The sequence below is a fragment of the Virgibacillus litoralis genome (assembly GCF_017873675.1).
Lineage (GTDB): Bacteria > Bacillota > Bacilli > Bacillales > Amphibacillaceae > Lentibacillus > Lentibacillus litoralis.
Genome location: NZ_JAGGKK010000024.1, coordinates 1 through 24,569, shown reverse-complemented (window position 1 = coordinate 24,569; position 24,569 = coordinate 1). Strand labels below are relative to the sequence as shown.

The 24,569-nt window shown below is 35.2% G+C and carries 18 protein-coding genes and 1 pseudogene; 17 read left to right on the top strand and 2 right to left on the bottom strand.

Annotated features, from left to right (window positions below; all coding sequences use genetic code 11):
• Positions 1-233: 233 nt before the first annotated feature.
• The 5 genes from J2Z82_RS17145 (at position 234) to J2Z82_RS17125 (ending at position 6,126) form a co-directional block, all read left to right on the top strand.
• Positions 234-1,577, top strand: coding sequence for an oligosaccharide flippase family protein (locus J2Z82_RS17145; protein ID WP_209482035.1), 1,344 nt, complete (start codon positions 234-236; stop codon positions 1,575-1,577).
• 17 nt (positions 1,578-1,594) lie between these two features.
• Positions 1,595-2,560, top strand: coding sequence for a sulfotransferase family protein (locus tag J2Z82_RS17140; protein WP_209482034.1), 966 nt, complete (start codon positions 1,595-1,597; stop codon positions 2,558-2,560).
• A gap of 510 nt (positions 2,561-3,070) precedes the next feature.
• Complete coding sequence (locus J2Z82_RS17135; protein ID WP_209482033.1) at positions 3,071-3,823, top strand: glycosyltransferase family 2 protein; 753 nt, start codon at positions 3,071-3,073, stop codon at positions 3,821-3,823.
• Positions 3,820-4,773: a polysaccharide pyruvyl transferase family protein gene (locus J2Z82_RS17130; RefSeq protein WP_209482032.1), complete on the top strand. Its 954-nt coding sequence runs from the start codon at positions 3,820-3,822 to the stop codon at positions 4,771-4,773. Before J2Z82_RS17135 ends, J2Z82_RS17130 begins: the two co-directional genes overlap by 4 nt.
• A 411-nt stretch (positions 4,774-5,184) precedes the next feature.
• Complete coding sequence (locus J2Z82_RS17125; RefSeq protein ID WP_209482031.1) at positions 5,185-6,126, top strand: hypothetical protein; 942 nt, start codon at positions 5,185-5,187, stop codon at positions 6,124-6,126.
• 533 nt (positions 6,127-6,659) lie between these two features.
• Here J2Z82_RS17125 and J2Z82_RS17120 read toward each other — a convergent pair.
• Positions 6,660-7,010, bottom strand: a pseudogene (locus J2Z82_RS17120) (ATP-binding protein); the annotation flags it as partial.
• Between the two features lie 536 nt (positions 7,011-7,546).
• Between J2Z82_RS17120 and J2Z82_RS17115 the strand changes: the two are divergent.
• From J2Z82_RS17115 to cysQ, 7 genes are all read left to right on the top strand, one after another.
• Complete coding sequence (locus tag J2Z82_RS17115; protein ID WP_342453661.1) at positions 7,547-8,173, top strand: ROK family protein; 627 nt, start codon at positions 7,547-7,549, stop codon at positions 8,171-8,173.
• A gap of 28 nt (positions 8,174-8,201) precedes the next feature.
• Positions 8,202-9,158 carry a mannose-6-phosphate isomerase, class I gene (manA, locus tag J2Z82_RS17110; RefSeq protein WP_209482030.1) on the top strand — a complete coding sequence of 319 codons (957 nt, stop codon included), beginning with the start codon at positions 8,202-8,204 and terminating at the stop codon, positions 9,156-9,158.
• 151 nt (positions 9,159-9,309) lie between these two features.
• Entirely contained in the window at positions 9,310-9,657 is a 348-nt protein-coding gene (locus tag J2Z82_RS17105; RefSeq protein ID WP_342453660.1) for a DnaD domain-containing protein, read from the top strand.
• 231 nt (positions 9,658-9,888) lie between these two features.
• Positions 9,889-11,040 carry a sulfate adenylyltransferase gene (gene sat, locus J2Z82_RS17100; protein WP_209482028.1) on the top strand — a complete coding sequence of 384 codons (1,152 nt, stop codon included), beginning with the start codon at positions 9,889-9,891 and terminating at the stop codon, positions 11,038-11,040.
• 17 nt (positions 11,041-11,057) lie between these two features.
• Entirely contained in the window at positions 11,058-12,836 is a 1,779-nt protein-coding gene (locus J2Z82_RS17095; protein WP_209482027.1) for an SLC13 family permease, read from the top strand.
• A gap of 12 nt (positions 12,837-12,848) precedes the next feature.
• Positions 12,849-13,451 carry an adenylyl-sulfate kinase gene (cysC, locus tag J2Z82_RS17090; protein WP_209482026.1) on the top strand — a complete coding sequence of 201 codons (603 nt, stop codon included), beginning with the start codon at positions 12,849-12,851 and terminating at the stop codon, positions 13,449-13,451.
• Positions 13,451-14,263 (top strand): 3'(2'),5'-bisphosphate nucleotidase CysQ, encoded by an 813-nt coding sequence (gene cysQ / locus J2Z82_RS17085; RefSeq protein ID WP_209482025.1) that lies wholly within the window; start codon positions 13,451-13,453, stop codon positions 14,261-14,263. Before cysC ends, cysQ begins: the two co-directional genes overlap by 1 nt.
• Positions 14,264-14,428: 165 nt before the next feature.
• On the opposite strand, the gene J2Z82_RS17080 is transcribed toward cysQ, so the two are convergent.
• Positions 14,429-15,211: an O-antigen ligase family protein gene (locus J2Z82_RS17080; protein WP_245251774.1), complete on the bottom strand. Its 783-nt coding sequence runs from the start codon at positions 15,209-15,211 to the stop codon at positions 14,429-14,431.
• Between the two features lie 737 nt (positions 15,212-15,948).
• Here J2Z82_RS17080 and J2Z82_RS17075 point away from each other — a divergent pair.
• The 5 genes from J2Z82_RS17075 to J2Z82_RS17055 all read left to right on the top strand — a co-directional run bounded on the left by J2Z82_RS17075 (position 15,949) and on the right by J2Z82_RS17055 (position 24,441).
• Positions 15,949-18,036 (top strand): S8 family peptidase, encoded by a 2,088-nt coding sequence (locus tag J2Z82_RS17075; RefSeq protein ID WP_209482023.1) that lies wholly within the window; start codon positions 15,949-15,951, stop codon positions 18,034-18,036.
• A gap of 124 nt (positions 18,037-18,160) precedes the next feature.
• The gene (locus tag J2Z82_RS17070; protein ID WP_209482022.1) at positions 18,161-19,201 is read left to right on the top strand and encodes a glycosyltransferase family 2 protein; all 1,041 of its coding nucleotides are present in this window, start codon (positions 18,161-18,163) and stop codon (positions 19,199-19,201) included.
• A gap of 26 nt (positions 19,202-19,227) precedes the next feature.
• Entirely contained in the window at positions 19,228-20,532 is a 1,305-nt protein-coding gene (locus J2Z82_RS17065; protein ID WP_209482021.1) for a lipopolysaccharide biosynthesis protein, read from the top strand.
• Positions 20,529-22,289, top strand: coding sequence for an asparagine synthetase B family protein (locus J2Z82_RS17060; RefSeq protein ID WP_209482020.1), 1,761 nt, complete (start codon positions 20,529-20,531; stop codon positions 22,287-22,289). Before J2Z82_RS17065 ends, J2Z82_RS17060 begins: the two co-directional genes overlap by 4 nt.
• A 559-nt stretch (positions 22,290-22,848) precedes the next feature.
• Positions 22,849-24,441, top strand: a complete 1,593-nt coding sequence (locus J2Z82_RS17055; protein WP_209482019.1) for an FAD-dependent oxidoreductase — start codon at positions 22,849-22,851, stop codon at positions 24,439-24,441.
• Positions 24,442-24,569: the final 128 nt, after the last annotated feature.

Sequence of the window (24,569 nt, the reverse complement as noted above, 5' to 3'; positions counted from 1 at the left end):
CTTGTTGAAGACCTAAACCCTAACTATTCCACTATCTTGTTAAAAGTTATATAACACCTAATGTACGTTAAAGTCTTACACGGCCATTTTCCTATGGTAACAAGATGTTCTTACAAACACGATTTGTTGTCTTAAAAAACCGAATGGTGTTAGTTGAATTTGTTAGTAGAAAAAGAATGAATTTGAGGTGACGCCATCATGGAAAAGTTTTTTTTAAAGAATGGTTTCCAATTATGAGGAAAAATATAATAAAAAAAGTATTAAGTGGTGATCAGCTACAGGCAACATTAGTCAAGATAGCAAGCGGCACAATAATAATAAAATTAATAGGAGCAGTTTTACTTTTTCTTATGCAAGTATACCTAGCTCGAATCATGAATCTAGAAAATTACGGTTACTACACATATACAATTACTTTACTAGGAATTGTTAGCTTGATTACAAGACTTGGATTGGAAACTACTTCTGTTCGCTTTGTTTCATCTTACAATTCAGATAATCGCCTGGGAGCTATTAAAGGACTTTATTTGCGTTTCAGGTTTATAGTGTATATGATATCCATTTTAATTGGTTTTTTGAGCCTTTTTGTATTATATAATTTTAAAAATGTTATTGACTATGAATTTTTTATTACTTTGTTTACGGCAATTTTATTGATACCATTTTATTCGATGGTTCCATTATTAGCCGCAGTGCTAAGAGGATTACAGAGAATCGTATTTGCTGAAACTCAAACGCAGATAATAAGACCGATCTTAATTATTGCTTTCGCATTTATATGTGATCTTATTATTGGTTCCTTGAAATCTTATCACATTTTAACTATAACTTTTGTAGTTTTTTTAATTCTTCTTTTTATATATAAGTTTGAAATTCGAAAACAAAATTTTATGAGAAAAAATATTGTTAAAGAGGAATATACGAAAGAGTGGCTCAGCGTGACCTTACCCTTACTCCTGTTCACGACACAGAGCTATCTACAAAAAAACACGGATATTTTGATGATTGGGGCAATACTAGGCCCTACACAATCGGGAATGTATACAGTGGCCTCAAGAGTAACAGATTTAAGTTTATTTGGATTAATGGCCGTTAGTACCGTAGCAGGCCCTTTAATATCTAACTTATATACAAAAAAGAATCAAAAGCAATTACAAAAAGTTGTTAGTATTTCCACCACCATTTCATTCTTTGTAACCTTATTATTTTCAGTTTTATTGGTAATATTCGGAAAGATTATTTTATCGTTTTTCGGGACAGAATTCATTTCTACTTACCCAGTAGTCTTAGTTCTACTTTTAGGACAATTAGTAAATGCATTCAGTGGTACAGTTGCACTGATCTTAGTTATGACGGGATATCAAAAGGCAGTATCTTTAATACTAACAGGAGGGATGGTACTAAATGTAGTTTTGAATTTAATTTTATTAGAGGTTGCAGGAATATTAGGAGCATCGATTGCTACTGCGATTTCTATGGTTTTTTGGAATATAATTATGGTTTTGTTTGTGAATTCTAGATTGAACTTAAAAACTACAATTTTTAGCCTTAAGAAAATATCTAACACTAAAAAATAATCGGAGTTGGTAATGAAATGAAACCAGTTTTTTTATTCTCCCTTCCGCGTTCGGGATCTACACTGTTTCAAAAGTTGTTAATGACACACCCAAAGATTGGTTCAGTTGCTGAGCCTTGGTTATTGTTACCCTTCGCACATACATTAAAGAAAAAAGGAACCATAACTCAGTATAGTCATAGTACCAGCTATTATGCTTTCAAAGATTTCGTGAACAACTTGGGAGGAGAGGAAGTTTATTATAAAGAATTAGCTAATTTTGCTTCAAAGTTATATGCTTCAGTTCTAGTAGATAATCAAACATATTTTCTTGATAAAACACCAAGGTACTATTGGATTATATCAGATATAGCTAAAATGTTTCCTAATGCTAAATTTATTTTTCTGTTTCGCCACCCTTTAGCTATTTATTCTTCAGTACTTAAAACATGGCAAAATAACAGGTTGATTACACATGCGAACTATGCTGATTTGAATGAAGGGCCTAACTATTTAGCTGATGGTTATAAACTACTTCAAAACAAAAGCATTATGGTCAATTATGAAGAACTAATATCGAATCAGGAAAGTGAAATGAGACGAGTGGCTGAATACTTAGACCTTAGTTATAATGATTTCTCATTAGAGTCTTTTAAAAAACAAGATTTAAAGGGGGTAATGGGTGACTCTCTAGGTATAAAACAATATCAAAATGTATCTTCTGATAGCATTCAGACTTGGAAAGAGACTTTTAATAGTAAATACCGTAAACGTGTAGTTTATAAGTATGTTGAAAGTTTAAGTAGCGATTATCTTTCATATACAGGGTTCTCAAAGGAAGAATTGTTAGCGGAAATTCAAACCATCTCAGCTAAGTACCTAGGAGTAAAAGATGCGCTAGATTTTAATACTTCAAAGGCTTGGCAACTATTTAAGGCTAAAACTCAAACAACAAATGCTAGAAATCTATTCTTGAAAGGGGATGAAAAAAACTTATATTCTTAAATATAATTATATGAACTATTAAAAACATTAAAATGTCACATATAGTGGTAATTTTGAATTTCTAATAATATAAAATAATGATTAATTGTGATGAACTGTTCCTTTTATCAGGAAGTAGAGATCCTTTAAAATTTAAATCAAAATTGCTAATTGATTTTTATCAGAGCCTTGTTTTGGAAATTACTTTTATTATCCATAGTTTGGAGATTGTTTAGAGAGTAACTAGACAATTTCACTTGTATTTTTGTAAGATGGCTCCAGGTGTTCATAACACTTCACTAACAACCTTAAATGAAAAAATCAAAAATCAAGAATTAATTAATTATCAATAACTTTCAATTAGGAAATATTGAGAATTTATATTTCTGAAATAAACATCATGTTAGTTAAGTAATACAGGAAAGTAATAATCATTAAGTTGTTATGGAGTTAAAATTTTTACGTCTGTTAATTTTAACCTGTTGCCTGAGTTAAGTTGATAGAACATCTATAAATGGGGAGGTGGCATCGATGGCAAATCATAAGGGTAAACCATTAGTTAGTATTATAACAGTCTGTTTTAATAGTAAATCAACGATTGAAGACACTATTAAAAGTGTTATTAATCAGACATATGATAACATTGAATATATCATTGTAGACGGTGGGTCAACTGATGGTACTATTGATATCATCACGAAATACAAGCAGTATATATCAAATTTAGTTGTTGAACCAGACGATGGTATTTATGATGCAATGAATAAAGGTATAGAAATTAGCAGTGGGGAACTTATTGGAATTATTAATAGTGATGATTGGTATGAAAGTAATGCAGTGAAATATGCTGTGACTTCGTTCTTATTGAACAAGCACTCTGTAATCTATGGATTATTAAGAATGTATAATAAAAATGGTGAAATGTTTATGGTTAAAGGACATACGCATTTTGCTTTAAATACTAGAATGATTCAACACCCTACATGTTTTGTTCCTAGAGAAATTTACATGGAATTCGGAAAATTTAATTTAGAATATAAAATTTCTGCAGATTATGAATTAATGAACCGCCTGCTTAATAAGGGCGTTGAGTTTCAATTTGTCGAAAAGGTTATTTCCAATTTTAGGTTCGGTGGTGCATCAATAAATATTACAGGACCAATGGAATCGTTAAAAATACAATATAGATGTGGCTATATAAATTACAGTGCGTATTTAGTGAAATTGCTAGGAATTAAAGTAGTATATACTGTGAAAAATATTATAAAGGGGAATATAAGTTGAATAAATTATCCTTGCTAGATACATCAATTTGTACAGAAAATAATGGAGACAAGATCATTATGGATTCCATTCAAGATGAGTTAAAGGAGCTTTTTATAGATGCATTTTACGTCAATTTGCCAACTCACGATAGGATAGGAGTTTCTAGTTACAAACATATTAGGTCATCTGACTATACTTTTGCCTGTGGTACGAATTTGTTATCATCTAATATGCTAGTTTATAAGCAATGGAAGGTAAACCCTATAGATACTTTCTTTTTAAATAATGTTTGCTTGTTAGGCGTTGGATGGTGGCAATATCAAAAGTCACCTGATTTATATACAAGACTATTACTTAAAAGAGCATTAAGTAAAGATCTTATCCACTCAGTTCGTGATAGTTATACAGAGAATATGTTAAGGGAAATAGGGGTGAATAATGTAATTAATACCTCTTGCCCTACTATGTGGAACTTAACCCCAGAACATTGTGCAAGAATTACTAAATGTAAATCGGAAGATGTTTTAGTGACATTAACAAATTATAATAAAAATCCAGAAAAAGATAAAAAGTTAATTAATATTTTGAGCAATAACTATCAAAGAGTGTACTTTTGGGTGCAAGCTTATGAAGATAAGGCTTATATAGAATCATTAATTCAAACTGAAAAAATAATTTTTGTAGGTCCATCTATAAATTCACTTGATAGAGTCCTAGAGGATAATAATATAAAAATTGATTATGTTGGTACCCGTTTGCATGCTGGTATTAGGGCATTACAAAATAAACGAAGGACAATAATAATAGGAATAGATAACCGGGCAATAGAAAAGTCTAATGACTTTAACTTAACAGTGTTAACAAGAGATGAGTTAGATAAATTACCTGAGCTTATTAATAATTCTATTCAAAATAACATAAAAATACCAATAAAAAATATTGAAAAATGGAAGTCACAATTTCAATAATAATTCCAAAGTTATTATATTTACAGTTCAATTTAGAATTAGAAAGTATAGGATGATAAAAAGTTGAAATATATTAATAGAATAATTAAAAAAAGAAGTTTTTTCCATTTATGCAATTTATGGCTGATGATAACTAGTGTTTTTCCGTTTATGTTTTATCAGTATAAATATCACCCTTATAAAGTACTTGTATTTTTAATTCTTTTTTTAATGATAGTATTTTTAGTTTTAAAAGTCCGTATTAAAATTGAGGATTTGAATATAATTATAATTATTGGAGTTCAATGTATCTTTCTCATAATTTGGTCGATGGTACATACAGATTTAGATTACATTGTTATAATGATTCGAATAATTAGTATTCTAATAACTTATTTGTATATAAGTAATTTTGTCGGATGGATTCGTTTTGTGAAGTCTGTATTTGTAGCCATGTTACTAATGGGTGGATTTGGATTCCTGGCCTTCCTTTTAGGAATCATAGGTCAAATTCAACCATTATCTTTTCATGAAAATCCAGATGGAAGGTTAGCACATAATTTTATATTAACTTTCTCAAATGATGTTCATTACTTTTCTGATATCATGCTCATAAGAGTAGCAGGGTATTTTGATGAGCCTGGAGCTTTTGCGTTTTATATTGTAATTTGTTTACTATTAAATAAAATTATTTTTAACAATAAACGGATTGAGTTTTTACTGATATTTATTGGTATTTTTACTTTTTCCCTATCATTTTTTATTATATTAGTATTTTATCTTATTTTTTTCTATTTTTTACAAAATATTACTTTAAAACGCATTAGTTTCCTTGGTCTCGTTTTAGTTTTATTCTTATTTTTTTCAACCTTACTTATAAATTTTCATGACAAGAGTCCAGTACTAAACATATTATATTCTTTTACTTTTGAACGATTAGAGTTATCAACGGGAGATGAAACTTCTATAATTAAAGGAGATAACCGTACTGGTTTATTAATCAATGCATATTATGCCTTTCTCGATAGTCCTTTAATTGGACAAGGTCAATCATATATAGACGACAAATCTAATGAATTTTATCAACAAAAAACTGGTTCAAACCCTTTTGGGCCTCTTGCTACAGATGGATTAATAGGGAGTATCCTTTTCTTTTTGCCTATTATCTATTTGGCGTATATTATATTCTTTTATCGTAGTTTTATTAATGTGAAAAGTGCAAAAATTTTCATATTGCTTATAATCCTCTTATTGCAGCGTCCTGTAATAACTGATGTTCTCACATATTTATTAATTATAGCTTTAATACTTTTGCTGAAAAAAAGTAAGATTGAAATAACTGAAATAAATGAGGTCAGACCCCCACCACGCTAAAGTGCTAAATCGTATTTGTGAGAGTGATTAGTGGTGAGACGAGGATGGTTTGTGCTTACCGAGTACTTCAAATACGGCGGAACAACAGTAAGAAAAAGTTATCAATATTACGAAGCATGGGGACGGTTCTTTTGCTTCCTTAGACACTGTCCCTTCGGAAGTATAAGGTGCGTCAACAGCCTCTCCTAACTTTTCTATGTAGCGATAATCGGGGGTCACCCCACCACACTTGAAGATATCAAAGTTAATGACTATAATTGTTACTTTACTATGCAATTTGTAGTAAAGTGGAACCACAATCCAGACTGTTTTTATAGAATACATGTACAATAATCGGAGAGGGTATTATATGCCCCCCTTAGTGCTCCTTATTATCATCAGGGAATGACACGTATCACTGGGGAAGTTCTTGTTTAAAAATAATTACCCAGGCTTAGTGGGAGAAAACGAATACTTAACCATCAAAAGTGTATTTGGCAAGTAAAAAATGTATGAAATGGCATTTAAAAATGCATGCCACTTACCACCCCTTATTAATCGTGTAATAAAGATTCTTTATATCGAAAACCTTCTCCGATATAAAGCATTAAATGAAAGTGATGAGTCAACCTATCAATGACTGCTTCTGTCAATATGGGGCCTCCAAAAACATCGTTCCATTTTCCGAGTTGAAGGTTTGTTGTTATCACAATACTTTTATTCTCATAACACATGGATATAACCTGAAATAACAATTCTGCACCTTCCTTGTGAAGTGGAATGTAACCTAGCTCATCCAATACTAGTAAATCTAATTTTTCAATCTGTTTCATCACTTTTGTAAGTGATACTTGTTGATTAACTTCAATTAATTTGTTAACTAATGATGCCACAGTAAAAAACTTTCAAAGCAAGGGGACGGTTGTTTTGCTTCCGCAAGAATCATCCCCATGCTTCCATTCAAAAACGTAAAATTAAGTGATTTTAATTCATACACAATTTGAAGGTTATGTGTGGATTTTTTTAAGTTATAAGGGTTTTTATAAAACTGGTGAATATTGCCATCGGAATGAATAACTTCTGCCAAAAAACATGGGGAGGCGGTTCTTCTGCTTCATTTACTATTTTGAAATAGGCCTTGGTAACGATATTGTAAATGTTTTAGTGTAATGGAAGCATTAGACGGGGAATGGTGACCCAGCTATGGGGGAGGAATAAAGCAAGCTGATAGGAGGAATTGAGGCGGGTGGAACAAAGTTTGTCTGTGCAGTTGGTAATGAAGATGGAGACATCGTTGATAAAATCAGTCTGCAAACGAAGGTACCTGAGGAAACATTGTAGACTGTTAGGCGATTTTTGAAAAATATCCGATTGAGGCACTGAGTGTTGGCTGTTTTGGACCAATTGATCTGGATGCTACGAGCGAAACGATGGAACAATTGTGAATACAAATAAAACTAAATGGCAGCATTATAACATGTTGGGAACGTTGAAAAGGGATTTTGCCATCCCGATGCATCTAGATACAGATGTGAACGCCGCATGTCTTGGCGAGTCTTTATATGGTGCAGGAAGAAATGTTGATAGTACGTTGTACATAACCGTTAGCACAGGAATTGGAGCAGGACTCGTTCATCATGGAGATATTTATCAGGGGAAAAATCACTCCGACATGGGGAATGTTTTTATCCAGCAGCGGGAATATGATCAATTTACAGGTGTTTGCCCGTATCATAGCAATTGTTTGGAAGGACTGGCTTCGGGAACAGCAATTGAAAAGCGTCATGGTGCAAAAGTCCATTTACTAAAGAATGATGCTGCTGTATGGGAGCTTGAGGCGTATTATTTAGCCCGGGCAATCGCAAATTATATGCTGATTTTGTCCCCAAAACGGATTATATTGGGCGGCGGTGTCATGAAGCAGGCGAAGTTATACCCGTTGATTCAGGAGAATGTTCGCGAAATGGTAAATAACTACATTGCTGTTGGTGATGTTGATGAATTGATTGCTGCACCGGAACTCGAGGATGAGCAAGGTATTAAGGGTGCGATGGCGTTGGTCAAATGAATGTTAGGTAATAAAGGAGGCTTACATAATGTATAACGAACCTATTTTTTTACAACCCGTGTTCCAGGAAAGGATCTGGGGAGGTCGAAAGCTAAATACAGAATATAATTATATAATTCCATATGAACAGACAGGAGAGGCATGGGTAATATCGGCGCATCCAAACGGACCGAGCATTATATCTAATGGCCCATTAGAGGGTAAGACCTTGGTCGAAGCATGGGAAGCACATGGGGAGTTATTTAATAAAGATGTAGGGAATGATGGGGATTATCCGCTACTAGTAAAAATGTTGGATGCGAATGCTGATTTATCGGTACAAGTCCATCCAAATGACAATTTTGCACAGGAAACAGAGGGGCAGCCATATGGTAAGACAGAATGTTGGTACGTTTTAAGTGCTGAGCCAAATGCGGAAATTATTTTGGGGCATTATGCTAATTCCCGTGAAGAACTAGAGAAGATGATGGATCATGGAGAATGGAATAACTTATTGAAACGAGTGCAGGTAAAAGCAGGAGACTTTGTTTATGTTCCTAGTGGTACAATTCATGCGATTGGCAAAGGGATCGTTATTCTGGAAACCCAGCAAAGTTCAGACATTACATACAGGGTGTATGATTATAACCGAGTTGATTCTAAAAGCGAAAAAAGGGAATTGCATATCGAACGAGCAAAAGAAGTTACTGCCGTTCCTGATAGGCAAGTAGAATTAAATCAAAGTGAGGAAGTAATCGGTGGTATGAAGATGAAAAAGCTAGTGGAAGAGAAGTATTTCACCGTTTATCATTGGGATTTAAAGGGCAACGTTTCAAAGGTATTAACAAAGGATTTTCTGCAGGTAAGTGTGATAGAGGGAAATGCCGAGATTACTGTAAATGAGAAGACTTTTAGTGTGAAGAAGGGCAGTCATTTTATTTTGCCTAATACTGTTAAAGAGTATGAACTGGCGGGAGATGCTGAGTTTATTGTATCGCATACATGAGAAGCATGGGCACGATTCTTTTGCTTCCTTAGAAATTGTCCCTTCGGAAGTATGATGTGCGTCAACAGCCCCATTAATTAAATAAAAGAAAGACAAAAAGAAATAAAACAACCCGAAACGAAATGATACTGCTGCAACAACAGCTGCTTTCGTGTTTTACCAAGAAAATTTCGGCGTGATTAATCCGTTTGTCGTTGATGCATTGCTCAATTGGGTAAATGATGTGGGAGAGGATCTCGTTCTGGATGCCATGAAACGAGCATTAGAGCGAGGAAAAGGGAACTTGGGTTATGTGAAGGGAATTCTACAAGCCTGGGTGAAGAAGGGCATTACTAGTGTGGAAACAGCAAAAGCCGAAGAAGTGGAGTTTAAGAATGAGCGAATGCAGAAGCAAAAACAAAAGCAGTACCGGAATTATGAGAAACCGAACGAAGTCGTGCCAGATTGGTTTACAGAGCATAACGAAAAAACCAGTAGGCAGCAGAGAAGAAGAGAATGAACAGGAAGAAGAAAGCAGGAATCCAGTCTTCATAACAGAGACAAAGGCGATGCTAGAAGGACTTAAGCAGGAGAGAGTTGATGGATAGAAAAACTCATTTGACTTTATTTGTCAATTTTTTAATAAAACAACAATAATTTATGTTAAAATGAATAAGTGTGTTTTATTATAATCACACACGTTGTAAGACTTCACATTATTTAAACAATAAATACAAATGGGGGTAAGAAAATGTCGAATCAACCACACGGCGGTACACTAGTGAACCGTGAACTAGAAGGACAAGAAAGAGAAAAAGCAGTATCAAATGCTGAATCATTAAAGACAATTCAAGCAAACCCTTGGGTAATTTCAGATATTGAACTAATCGGTATTGGTGGCTTTAGTCCACTTGCTGGTTTTATGGGACAAGCTGATTATGAGAGTGTTGTAAAAAACAACCATTTAGCAGATGGTACAGTATGGACGGTACCTATTACATTGTCTGTTACAGAGGATGAGGCAGAACAGTATAAAATCGGTGAGGAAATCGCACTTAAAGGTGAAGACGGGATCATTTATGGAACGATTAAGCTAGAAGAAAAATATACGTATGATCAGAAGCTTGAGGCCCAGAATGTTTATGGGACTACAGAAGAAGCACATCCAGGTGTTAAAAAACTTTATGACCGCGGAAATGTATACTTAGGTGGACCAATTACGTTATTGAACCGTCCTGATCATGGCGTATTTAACGAATTCTATATGGACCCGAATCAAACACGCAAAATGTTTGCTAATTTAGGCTGGAAAACGATTGTCGGATTCCAAACACGGAACCCGGTACACCGTGCACATGAATATATTCAAAAATGTGCGCTAGAAGCTGTTGATGGATTACTTTTAAATCCATTAGTCGGTGAAACAAAATCAGATGACATTCCAGCAGATATCCGCATGGAAAGCTATCAAGCTATTCTTAAACACTACTATCCTGCTGAACGTACTCGTCTTGCAATCTATCCAGCTGCAATGCGCTATGCTGGCCCAAAAGAATCTGTATTGCATGCAATCGTCCGTAAAAACTTTGGGTGTACACACTTTATTGTCGGTCGCGACCATGCTGGTGTGGGTGATTATTATGGAACCTACGAAGCGCAAGAGTTTATATCACAGTTTGAAGAGGAGTTAGGTATTCAAATATTTAAATTTGAGCATGCTTTCTTCTGCACAGAGTGTGGTAATATGGGTACAGCCAAGACATGCCCGCACGATAAGGAATACCATGTACATTTAAGTGGAACAAAAGTACGCGAAAAATTACGCAATGGGGAACGTCCTCCAAAGGAATTTTCACGTCCGGAAGTTGCTGACATTCTAATTAAAGGGATGCAACAAAACTAAAAAGGGGATTGACTCCCATGTCATTTGAGATGATTTTTGTTCTGATCATGATTATAGCCATGTTAGCCGGGTTACTTTTTGAAGTAGCTCGGCCTGATATGGTTATTTTTTCAGTATTGGTTATTTTATTAGTAACTGGTATATTAACACCAGACCAAGCATTGAGTGGATTTTCGAATCAAGGAATGCTTACAATTGCTTTACTGTTCATCGTTGCAGGGGCAGTGCAAAAAAGTGGACTGATTGATCGGATGATGGAAGGCTGGCTGAAGAACAGTAAAACACAAACCGGTTCCATGCTTCGATTCTTTCTGCCTACCTCATTTTTTTCAGCATTCTTAAACAATACACCGATTGTCGTAACATTTACGCCAATCATTAAAAAATGGTGTGAGGATCGTGGGATTGCCCCTTCCAAGTTTCTGATTCCTTTATCGTATGTCACTATTTTAGGTGGAACGATTACATTAATCGGAACGTCTACTAACTTAGTAGTTCATGGAATGCTGGTAGATTATGGTTTTAGTGGCTTTTCGTTGTTTAGCCTAGCAGTAGTTGGTATTCCAATTGCAATTGTCGGTCTTATTTATTTATTTACAATAGGCCATCGGCTGCTTCCAGACAACAAAGGTTTCAGTCAGCGGGTTAAGGAAAATTCCAAAGAATATATTGCTGAAATGCATGTAACAGATTCATTCCAGCATGTTGGCAAAAACGTTAAGGATGCAGGGCTCCGGGATTTGAAAGGTCTGTACCTGGTTGAGATTATCCGGAGGGAAGAGCATATCTCACCTGTGAAATCGAGAACCGTAATTATGCAAGGAGACAGGTTAATCTTTACAGGTTTGATAACAACCATAGCTGAGCTTGAAAAGATAAAAGGTCTGACACTTGAGACAGGTACGAACATTGGATTAGATGATCTGAAAAATGGTACATCCAATTTGATCGAGGTTGTTGTATCCCACCAGTCCTCTTTAACGTCAAGGTCTATTAAAGAGTCTCAATTTCGCTCTAAATATGATGCGGGTGTCATAGCCGTTCACCGTAACAATGAACGAATTAAAAGCAAGGTTGGGGAAATTGTCTTACGTCCTGGGGATACACTGCTATTATTAGCAGGTGCAGACTTTTTGGAAAAGCATTATCAATCCAATGATTTTTATGTTGTATCTTCATTGGATACACCAAAAACACTTAAACAGAATCCAGCAAAAGGCTGGTTCTCAATCGTACTGTTAGTCGTCATGATTGCACTAGTTACAGCTGGCGTGTTTACTATGTTTAAGGCGATGGCATTAGCAGTTCTCATATTGCTGGGCACAAAGATTCTTAGTCCAGGAGAAGCGAAACAATATGTTCAGTTTGATGTATTGTTGTTAATAGCAAGTGCTCTTGGGATTGGAGCAGCCATGACAGAGACAGGATTGGCTGAATGGCTTGCTAGGGGACTTGTCATTTTTGGTGAACCATTAGGGCTATTAGTTATTTTATTTATGGTTTACTTTTTAACAAATCTATTTACAGAATTAATTACGAACACCGCAGCAGCTGTCTTGATGATTCCAATTGTCCTTGAGCTTTCAGCCCAGCTTAATGTGTCCCCAATGGGTTTTGCGGTAACTGTTGCAATCGCTGCTTCAGCAAGCTTTATTACACCGATAGGTTACCAAACAAACCTTATCGTATTCGGCCCCGGCGGATATACGTTTAAAGATTATATAAAGGTTGGTACGCCACTTAGCATTTTAGTAATGATTACATCTGTTTCAATAATATATAATGTATGGTTTTAGGAGGAATATAACATGGCAAAGTCAGAAAACATCGTATGGCACGATTCGAAAGTAACAAAAGAAAATAGACGTGGATTAAACAAACATAAAAGCGCAGTAATTTGGTTTACAGGTTTATCAGGTTCAGGAAAATCAACCGTATCAGTTGAATTAGAAAAAGAACTTTATTCTCACGGAGTACGTACTTATCGCTTAGATGGAGACAATGTTCGTCACGGTTTAAATAAAAACCTAGGATTTAGTCCAGAAGATCGTAAGGAGAACATTCGCCGTATTGGGGAAGTTTCAAAATTGATGGTTGATGCTGGATTATTCACCTTATCAGCGTTTATTTCACCATATCGTGAAGATCGCGATGAAGTCCGTGAGCTTGTAGAAGATGGCGAATTTATTGAGGTATTCGTAGATGCTAGTGTCGAAACATGTGAATCGCGTGATCCAAAAGGCTTGTACAAAAAAGCACGCGCTGGAGAAATCAAAGGATTTACTGGAATTGATGCGCCATATGAAGAGCCTAGGAATCCAGAAGTAACCATTGATACCGATAAATTAACTCTTGAGGAATCTGTACAAAAAATTGTATCGTATTTGAAAGAGAAAGGATACTTGGAATAATGGCAGATGTGAGCATAAAAAAATTACTCGATGTTTCATTAGAAGCTGGACGCGAAATTTTTGATGTGTACGAAAAAGATATTGAAGTTGAAACGAAGGAAGACGACTCACCATTAACACAGGCTGACCAACGTTCACATCAGGCTATTATGAATGGCTTGCAAACTGCGTATTCAGATATTCCTGTGCTAAGTGAAGAAGGCACGGATATCCCTTATGAGGAACGTAAAGATTGGACTCAATTTTTCCTAGTGGATCCCCTTGATGGAACAAAAGAGTTCATTAAGAAAAATGGCGAATTTACGGTGAATATTGCACTGATCGAAGGAAAATACCCAACATTGGGAGTAATTTATGCACCTGTCCTGGATACATTTTATTTTGGCCGTGAAGGCGTAGGTGCTTTTAAATTGGAAGACGCTTCAAAAAAAGATATTGTGAATGACGAGGCGTTAGTTTCTGCAAGTATTCGTTTGCCAGAAGTTGATGATGCTGATGTAATTAATGTCGTTGCAAGTCGTTCCCATATGTCAGCAGAAACGGAAGAATTTATTGAAGAATTACTATGTGGGAATTATGAAGTAGATGTTGTAACTGCTGGAAGCTCACTTAAATTTTGTTTAGTTGCAGAAGGTAAAGCTGATTACTACCCGCGTTACGCACCAACAATGGAATGGGATACAGGGGCTGGACAAGCTATTGTTGAAGCTGCTGGCGGTAAAGTGATTAGACACGAGGATAATGAGCGATTTTATTACAACCGCGAAAACTTGAGAAATGGATGGTTTTTGGTAGAGAATAGAGACGTTTGATCTCTAAAGTGGGTTGAAGCTTAGTGGAGTCCATATGACTAAGGAAATATGAGCAGTTCATTTAATGAACTGCTCTTTTGACTTAGCAACTTCATATTTACGTAAAGCCTATAGAAGAGGGGGGACATTAAGGTTTATTCTTCTTAGACAAGGAAAAGTCATCTTCTAAGGTAAGTCTTGTTCTTTAAAGTTAGTACCAAAAGTAATAATTAACCATTGAAAGATTCCTATGGCAACAATTGAAGCTGGAAAAATTGTTGTCTCAAAATTTAAATAAACCAAGAATCCAATAAAATAGAATGCCGATAGTTGTGCTGCAGTTGATCCGATATTTTTTAATAACATTTTCCATAAGAAATATAAAACGAGAATAAATATTATTAAACCAATTACCCCACTTTCTAACATGATTTGTAGATACATATTATGCGGAGATTGTCCTCGTGAATTCATCTCGTTAAAATTGGTACCATAACCATATCCTAGAAATGGCGCATTTAAAGAATGGTTAAACAAATCATTCCAAAGGATCTCCCTTCCAGAATATAGGCTTTTTCCAAAAAGTGTCTTACTCAATTTATCCATGAAATCACCTAGCACAGTATTGAAGGAAAAAACATAGAAAATCGAAAATAGTAAACTAAATATCAATGTAACAGGAAAGAGATATTTAAACTTGTTGTAGGAATAGTTGTAGATTACCCAAGCTAATAATATAAATAAAAGTGACAACCAGACTGTTCGAGATGTACTACTGTAAATTAGAAATAAGGTAATTAGAATAAGAATAGTGTTAAAGATTTTAGTAATATGATTACTATATAGCGTTCTAAGTATAAGAAAATAACTAAATACCAATAAAACGGCCCCTAAAGCGTTTGGGTTTCTAAAAAAACTCTTAAATTTCAGGAGTGGGAAGTCTAAAGTAATCCATTGGTATAAAAACATAATAATGAATAAAGTTACTAGACTCGAAATTATATTTAAATCTCTTTTATTCCACTTAATTAAAATTAATGAAAAAATAAATATAAAAAATAGTACTAATTCTATAATAAGCTGAAAAGTTGGTTCTGTTTTAAAAAGAAAATAGCTATATGTATAGAACACTGCTAGTAGTATAAATAAACATGCTATTTGATACTGGTATTGGAGGTTTAATTTTTCACTAAATCGATATAAAGTAACAAAGATTAAGGACATGATTAGCAAAACATCAATACTTTGCTGACCGATAGATATTAGAGTTGGATTCTCAAATAAAGATAAAATACTAAAAAATATAAAAACGATTAAAAATGTACTATAGGCTTTTGTTATATTATGAAAACTTGGCATGTAAGAGATTGCTCCTTTTACTATGTTAGATAGTACATTATATAATATTTCTTGTTCAAATGAAATAAAGTTTTGATAAATAAATGGTGTTTTTATTAAAACGAATAAATCACGAACTCTGATAGTAACCAATTATTCATATCTATGACGAGTATACCATTAATAAAACTATAAAAGTATATAGGAGATATACCCTTGGTTTCCAATTAGTAATATGAAATGTAAAACTATGTATGCAATTTCAACATAAAAATTAGCCTATTTAGTAAATATAACAGACAAATATCACTCTAACTGATAAAATCTAGTAAGAAGCAATTTGAGGTTAAAGGGGAGGGACATTAGAGTTGTCAAAGATAAATAAATTTTTTCTGGTTTTTATCTCTATATCATTTATTATTTTCTACCATCCAGTAATCTCATTTGCAATGAATGATAGTGAATTGGAAGTAATTATTGGATACGATAATAATATTGGTAAAGAGATGATTATCGATAAAAGTAATGAAGTAGATTATGTGTTTAGTAGTTTGTCAGCAATTTCTGTATCCATTGACCAAAGTGATTTAGATGATTTACAGCAAAATCCAAACATTACACACATTGAAAATAATGCGCCTGTTTCATTAACAAATGGTGGTAATGGTATCAAGGCAATGTCAGCAAACTTTAATGTAACAGAAGGAGAACAATGGAATATAGAATCAATTAATAGTTCTTCTGCATGGGGAGAGGGATACAACGGAACAGATGTTAATATTGCTGTGATTGATACAGGAATCTCTACCCATTCGGATCTAAAGGTCTCGGGCGGTTACTCAAGTGTTGGATACACGTCGGAATGGACAGATGACAATGGACATGGAACACATGTAGCTGGTGTCATTGGTTCAGAGCTCAACAATTTTGGAGTGGTTGGTGTTGCGCCAGAGGCTGATATTTTTGCTGTCAAGGCGTTAGATCAAAATGGTGAAGGTAACCTATTTAGTTTACTTGAAGCAATTGATTGGGCTATTAAAAATAATATGGATATTATAAATCTTTCTTTAGGTAATGTTGATAATAGTTCTTACTTAAAGGAGGCCATAGATAAAGCATATGAAAAATACGGTATTCTAATTGTTGGCGCAAGCGGGAATGGTGGAGAGAATAGCTCTGTCATATATCCAGCTAAATATGAAAATGTTATTGGCGTATCAGCTGTAAATGAAAAGTTAAACATCGCCAAATTTTCTTCAAGAGGGCAAGCAGTTGAATTTTCCGCACCTGGGGTTAATATAATTAGTACATATTTAAATGACTCATATGGAATAGCCGATGGTACATCACAAGCAACACCTCATGTGAGTGGTATGTTGGCATTGTTAAAACAAAAATTTCCTGGGATGCCACCTGTTGAACTTAGAAGAACATTAGTTAACCATGTCAAAGATTTAGGTTCATCAGGTAGAGATACAGTATATGGTTATGGCTTTGTTAAGTATTCTTCGGACCAAAACAAAAAATATCACCGTAACAGTAATGGCAATTTAACCTATGCTGAAGAATATGCAGATGGCAAACTAGTAAAAATTCAGGAATTTTACCCTAACAGCAATATAGAAAATGCAAATGAAAATATTAAGTATGAATTCAATTTGAATAACAATGAATATATAATTAATGCTGAAAAGTTAGATGACAAAACACAAGAAGTTACTAACCACTATGAATATTATCCTAATACAGAATACGGCAAGCATGGAAATAAGATTAAATATCGCTTCGATTTAAATACTGCAGGATATGTAATAAAGGCATCGAAAAGAGAAAAAGGAACACAGCGTACACTGAATAGGTATGAATATTATCCTCGAACGGTGTATGGAAATCATGGAGATGCTATTAAATATCGCTTTGATTTAAGTAATACAGGTAAGGTAATAAAGGCATCGAAGAGAGAAAAAGGAACACAGCGTACGCTGAACTGGTATGAATATTATCCCAATACAGTGTACGGCAATCATGGAGATGCTATTAAATACCGATTCGATTTAAATAGTGCAGGTAAGTTATTAAAAGCATCGAAGAGAGAAAAAGGAACACAGCGTACACTGAATTGGTATGAATATTATCCCAATACATTGTACGGCAATCATGGAGATGCTATTAGATATCGATTCGATTTAAATAGTGCAGGCAAGTTATTAAAAGCATCAAAGAGAGAGAAAGGAACGCAGCGTTATTTGAATTGGTATGAATATTACCCTGAAACGGTATACGGAAACCATGGAGATGATATTAAATATCGGTTCGACCTAAATAGTTCGGGTTATATTGATGGTGCAACAAAAAGAGAACAAGGCACACAGCAAATTCTGAAATGGTATGACTACTATTCTAATACAGCATATGGTAACCATGGAGCGAGGATTAGAAGCGTAACGTACAAGTAATTAAAGTATTAAAAACCGGCATTTGCCGGTTTTTTAAGTATGTCTCGTATGATTATCATATCGATTAAGAAAACAAATATATGTCCATACTGTTCTCAGGATTTAATTTTAAGGAGCTACACATATGGAACAGCCATTAGTCACCGTATTTATACCACTATATAACTGCGAGGTATATATTAGTGAGGCTTTAGAGAGCATTATTAATCAAACATATTCGTATTTGGAAATATTAATAATAGATGATGGTTCAACGGATAATTCGGTAAATATAGTGAATTCCTATACAGATCCTCGCATCAGGTTAATAAAAAATGAAATTAACAGAGGTATACCATACACTAGGAACTTAGGTCTCGAAGAATCACAAGGTAAATATATGGCTATTATGGATTCGGATGATATTGCGTATTTAACAAGAATAGAGAAGCAAGTTAATTATATGGAAAACAATCCAAATATAGATGGTATTGGGACTTACTATGAGATATTCGGTGGCAGGTTTAAAAAAGTAATGAAGCCGAAGAACATTACCTCTGAAGAGATCAAGGCAGGATTACTATATCTTAACCGTATTGCCAATCCAACTTCTTTCCTTCGCTTAGAGACAATAAATAAATATGCGCTTAGGTATAATCCGGAGTATTTTGTAGCCCAGGATTATGATATGTGGGTCCAGCTTTCCAAAGTGGGTGAGCTGTCAATTCTACCTGAGGTATTACTTAAGTATCGAACTGGGCACACTAATGTTACAAAAAAATCAAAGTCCAGTAAGATCATTCAACGGAAAAAAATAAACGATTCTATTCATCGAGACATTTTAGATTTTTATAAATTTGATTTAACAGAAGTAGAATTGAGGGTATTTAATGAATTTTTCAATGATAACTATCAAAGTGAGATTAGCGATAGTACATTAGAACATTTACCAAAGGTTCTAACAAAAATGGTGGAGCATAACAGGCGTAATAATCTGTTTAAAGAAGAATTATTCTCAGAAATAATCAGAGACACAGTGCTCGTGGTCTTAAATCGTCGTAAGATTAATCTAAGGCGAAAACTTCATGTATATAATGAAGTTTGTAAGGTAAAAAGTGTCAGATCAATAACAAAGGATTTGAGTTACATGGTGCCAAAACATATATATAATTTTCTACTATTATAAATTCAATATTTTAAGAGGGGTATTGAATGAAGCGTAAAATTTTGAAGTTAACTAAAAAGCCATTTGTACGCAATGTCATAATTATGGCATCTGGAACAGCTGCAGCTCAATTAGTAACGATGGCACTTTATCCCTTTATCACTCGCTTGTATGGGCCTGAAGCCTTTGGTTTAATGGGGGTATTTATGGCAGTGGTTGGCATTATTGCTCCTATTGCAGCGTTGACCTACCCGATAGCAATTGTACTTCCTAAGAGTGATCGGGATGCTAAAGGAATTATAATACTTTCGTTGTATATTTCGACTGGGATTGCAGTTATTACGGCTATTATCTTGTTGGTGTTTCATCAGCCAGTTGTTAGATTATTTAACTTGGGAGATATCGCTCCATTTTTGTATTTAATTCCTATCGTTGTGGTATTTTCAGGCTTTATGCAAGTCGCAGAGCAATGGTTAATTCGAACAAAGCAATTTGCGATTACAGCCAAAGTGGCATTTCTTCATTCCTTAATTGTACAAGGAAGTAAAGTGGGAATTGGGTTTATTTATCCGTTGGCAGCTGTTCTTATTATTCTATCAGCATTAGGTAATGGGTTGAGAGCCTTGATGATGGTCATATTTGCTAGAAAAACTGACTACAAGCAAACAGATATACATACAAAAAAGGTATCCATTAAGGAAATTGCTACTAAATACAGGGACTTCCCATACTATAGAGCACCAGAAGTCTTCCTGGATGCTGCCTCGCAGGGCCTGCCAATTTTATTGCTGACGAGTTTTTTTGGTCCAGCTTCTGTAGGCTTTTATTCAATTGGAAGAATGGTCCTTCGCTTGCCAACGCAACTGATTAGTAAATCGGTAGGCGATGTTTTTTATCCACGAATATCTGAAGCTGCCAACAATGGTGAAAACCTCACAAAATTGATTAGAAAGGCAACGATAGCACTTGGAGCAGTAGGGATAATCCCCTTTGCAACTGTAATCATCTTCGGACCCTGGCTTTTTAGTTTTGTATTTGGTGCAGAATGGGTGACAGCAGGGGAATATGCACGATGGATTGCACTTTGGACCTTCTTTGGATTTATCAATAGACCAAGTGTTGTGGCACTGCCTGTTCTGGCAGCACAAGCTTTCCATTTGAAATTCACGGTATTTATGTTAATTACAAGAATTGCTGCTTTAGCAATTGGTTATTATGTATTTATGAGTGATTTAGTGGCAATTGCCTTGTTTGGAGTTTCAGGTGCAATACTTAATATTAGTTTAATTTTAATAACGCTTCATATAAGTAAAAACTATGAAAATAAACAATCGGATGGCGATAGGTTATGAGTGATTTCATATATTCTAAAGAGTCTATAAAAAAGGGGAAATTAACCCAGGATATTCAGTCTATTTACCAGCAGGACAAACCATCAGTTGAAGAATTTCATGGTGAGTGGGGATCTCTAGCTGTAAGCCGAAATCTGTATAATGGATTTCAGCCTTATGAAAATTCTGAGCATATTTGTGCGTTAATTGGTGGGCCTGTATTATCCTTTCGGGATAACAAGTTCCTAAATAATAATTCAGGCGTAGCAGGTACTAAAGCAATTTATGACCGCTGGCGTGAAGGTGTTATGCAATGGGATGAAGATTTGAGTGGTCCGTTTGCTATATTGATTATTAATAAGCATTCATCAGAAGTAACTTGTATAACAGATTTAATGTCATTTATCCCAGTATTTTTATACCAGGAATCAACCATTATACTGTCAACTCACGTCGATATACTGGCAAATGTAGCAGGGCAGCAAGCTAAAATAGATGTCATATCAAAAGCCGATTTTATTCTTCATGGTGTAGTAACTTTTCCATTTACAATGTACAATGCAATCCGCCAGATAAAACCGGCAACGGAGTATTCTGTCATAAGCAGTACCTTTGAATTTCAAAAAAATACATACTGGCTACCTGAAGAAAAAGACATGTATCAATCAATCAATAAAGCAGCTGACGATCTTAGAAATGGTATACAAAAATATGTGGACCTTATTACAAATGAAATGTCTCATATTGCGCAGTTTATTAGTGGTGGAGAAGACTCACGTACAATTTCTGGCCTGTTACCTGAAGATACTACCCGAGACGCCTTTATTTTCCTTGATCATATGAACAGAGAAGGAAAAGTGGCTAAACGAGCTGCTAATACTTATGGGGCCAATTTCAACTTGGCTGAACGGGGAAAGTTGCATTATCTTGAAATACTGCCGCCTAGCACAAATTTGGTTGGTGGCGGTTCACAGTATTTTCACGCACATACTTACGGTTTTCACAAAAGCTGTAAGTTGGTCGAGTATCCCGCTGTTTTTGGTGGACTGTTTTCAGATGTTTCCTTAAAGGGTGCATGTGTGAAAAAATTCGGTGGTTCAGGACGCTTTCCATTTGTACCTCATATTAAAAGAAATGATCATTCAGTCGATGTGCATTTAAAAAATAATATGTTTACGGATGACGTACTTTCAGAATTAACTAAACGACGCCAAGCTCATTTAGAGTATATTAGGCGTTTTCGGAGTGAATCCGCAGAAGAATGGTTTCAGCTTTGGCCAATTTCTATGAATATTAATATACCCAACCTTCATGCTAATCGCAGGCTATTTCGCACCTATGAACCCTTTATGGCTAAAGATGCTGTCAAAATAAGCGCTGCAGTTCAACAAAAATGGAAGCTTAACAGGAGACTGTTTCAAAAGGCAACCAAGCCATTGTTAAAGCCCACTAAATGGCTGTTTCATGTTGATGGACGATTACCTTATTACCCATGGTACATTAACAGCTTTGTTCAATTTATAAGCTGGGTAAACGAGGGAATAGGTAAAAGAGCCGGATTGATTAAAGGTAACCAGGGTCCCTGGACGGAATGGTCGACAGTCATGAATAGCGCGTACTGGGAACAAGCTATAAGCGAATATTCAAGTGGTATGAATGCAATAGATCCAGCGTTCAAGGAAAAAGATGTGTCTAAGTTGTTTGAAAGTAATGATTTGAATTATGTCCAGAAAATTAATCTTATGCAGACATTGTATAGTGATCATAAAGAGAAATAAATTTAGGCACCTCATGGGGTGCTTTTTTTTATATCCATTTTCTGCTAAAGCAGAAAATACCTTTCTCATAAGTACAATCGTTTCTCAAGCCACAAAAGTGCCATTATTCATGTTAAATTTTAATAACAACTTTTTCACTGATGGCCATAATACCAGGAACGCCCCAAAACTCGAGCGAGGAACACCTAAACTCGAGCGAGTAGCCCTCAAACTCGAGCGCTATGACTTCCAAGGATGTAGATTTTCGGCCTGCGCCGAAAATCCTCTACTAAATTTCAATAGGTCATTTTCTGCTAAAGCAGAAAATACCTTTGTCATAAGTACTATCGTCTCCAAAGCATGAAAAGTGGCATCTGAATTAAAAAAATACTTTATTCAACCCAGATGCCACTTTTTTCACGGGAGATTCGATTGTAGTAGTAACAGAGGGGTACGCGAAGCTTCTGGTCCACCGGAATGTTTAAAGACCTATTAAGGACTTAATGTTAATACTATAATGATAAGCAATGTATTAGTTTTTAGAGGCATGGCTAGCGAAAGCACAGAACGGAGGCAAAAAATGGATTTTAGTAACCTTAACTACTATGTGCCATCACAAGTTTTGAACAACCCGCAAACAATTATAAAAGATTTAATTGTATATGGTGCGACACCAGCAGGTATAACGGCTACAGTTCAAGCAAAAAGAATGGGGCTGACCGTTGCGATCGCTGAATTTGGAAATCATATCGGTGGAATTACTGCTAGTGGACTTGGAGCGACTGACTTAGGTGCCAAAGATGCGATTGGCGGTCTTTCAAGAGAATTCTATAAAAAAATAGGAAAGTATTATAGGAAAGAAGAACAGTGGACATTTGAGCCGAAAGCAGCCAAGCACGTATTCACGAAATGGATAGAAGAGCACAATATACCAGTCTATTATAACCAGCATCTTAAAAAAGCCGTAGTGAAAGATAAAGAGATTAACGAAATCGTGATGGAAAACGGCAATACATTCAAGGGAACATATTTTGTGGATGCTAGTTATGAAGGAGATTTGATGGCAAGGTCGAACATTTCCTACACGGTGGGGCGCGAGTCTAATGCGACGTATGACGAAACGTATAATGGTGTTCGTTTTGGTGAGCCACATCATAAATTCGAAACGCCAGTTGATCCATATGTCATTGAAGGCGATAAGGATAGTGGGCTGTTGCATGGAGTGAGCGAGGCGGATTCCACGGCCCAGGTATCTCAGGGAGATGGGGATCACCTGATTCAATCCTATAATTTTCGTATTTGCCTGACAAAGGATCCTGAGAATCATGTTTCTTTTCCAGAACCCCCAAAGTATGATTCAAATAGATATTTGCTTTTATTACGTTATATCAATGCAGGTGTATGGGATGCTATGAATCTTCATATAATGCTTCCTAATGGAAAATCTGATTTGAATAACTATGGGGCTGTATCAACTGATAATATTGGAATGAACTATCAATGGCCAGAAGGCAGTTATCAGACCCGCGAGGAAATTTTTCAGGATCATGTGAATTATAACTTAGGAATGTTGTACTTCTTATCAAATGACACGCGAGTTCCATTACATGTTCGTGAGGAGGTTTCACAGTGGGGGTTGCCAAAAGATGAATTTGAAAGTACCGGGCACTGGCCACCACAATTGTATATTCGCGAAAGCAGAAGAATGAGATCCGAATATGTAATGACAGATAATAATTGTCTGGGAAAAACGCGTGTTAATGATTCGATTGGTCTTGCTTCCTATCAAATGGATTCCCATCATGTCAGAAGGGTTGTATTGGATGGAAAATGTGTTAATGAGGGAGATGTTGAAGTTCCCATTTCACCATATCCGATTTCGTATCGCTCCATTCGACCTCGTGCAGATGAATGTACGAATTTATTAGTTCCAGTCTGTTTATCAAGTTCCCATATAGCCTACGGGTCAATCCGCATGGAACCAGTATTTATGATTATTGGTCAATCAGCAGGAGCAGTTGCTGGACTTGCTTTTAAAAATAAAACAAGCGTGCAAAACGTAGACTATAATGAACTTAAAAAAGAACTTTATAATGCCGACCAGGTTTTACAATGGGATGCTGCAATAGAAGATGATCCACTCGAACGAATGAAAAATACGTTTGGAAAATAAAAAAGGTCAATGTAGGTATTGAATACACAATACGGTACTGCACCCTAAAAGTTAGAGTTAAAAATCTAACTTTTAGGGTGTTTTTATATGGCTAAATATAGCAAAGAGTTCAAATTGAATATTGTAAA

Coding starts and splice junctions, on each gene's coding strand:
- J2Z82_RS17145 (WP_209482035.1), top strand. CDS start 234: ATGAGGAAAAATATAATAAAAAAAGTATTAAGTGGTGATCAGCTACAG.
- J2Z82_RS17140 (WP_209482034.1), top strand. CDS start 1,595: ATGAAACCAGTTTTTTTATTCTCCCTTCCGCGTTCGGGATCTACACTG.
- J2Z82_RS17135 (WP_209482033.1), top strand. CDS start 3,071: ATGGCAAATCATAAGGGTAAACCATTAGTTAGTATTATAACAGTCTGT.
- manA (WP_209482030.1), top strand. CDS start 8,202: ATGTATAACGAACCTATTTTTTTACAACCCGTGTTCCAGGAAAGGATC.
- sat (WP_209482028.1), top strand. CDS start 9,889: ATGTCGAATCAACCACACGGCGGTACACTAGTGAACCGTGAACTAGAA.
- J2Z82_RS17095 (WP_209482027.1), top strand. CDS start 11,058: ATGTCATTTGAGATGATTTTTGTTCTGATCATGATTATAGCCATGTTA.
- cysC (WP_209482026.1), top strand. CDS start 12,849: ATGGCAAAGTCAGAAAACATCGTATGGCACGATTCGAAAGTAACAAAA.
- cysQ (WP_209482025.1), top strand. CDS start 13,451: ATGGCAGATGTGAGCATAAAAAAATTACTCGATGTTTCATTAGAAGCT.
- J2Z82_RS17080 (WP_245251774.1), bottom strand. CDS start 15,211: ATGTTTTTATACCAATGGATTACTTTAGACTTCCCACTCCTGAAATTT.
- J2Z82_RS17070 (WP_209482022.1), top strand. CDS start 18,161: ATGGAACAGCCATTAGTCACCGTATTTATACCACTATATAACTGCGAG.
- J2Z82_RS17065 (WP_209482021.1), top strand. CDS start 19,228: ATGAAGCGTAAAATTTTGAAGTTAACTAAAAAGCCATTTGTACGCAAT.
- J2Z82_RS17060 (WP_209482020.1), top strand. CDS start 20,529: ATGAGTGATTTCATATATTCTAAAGAGTCTATAAAAAAGGGGAAATTA.
- J2Z82_RS17055 (WP_209482019.1), top strand. CDS start 22,849: ATGGATTTTAGTAACCTTAACTACTATGTGCCATCACAAGTTTTGAAC.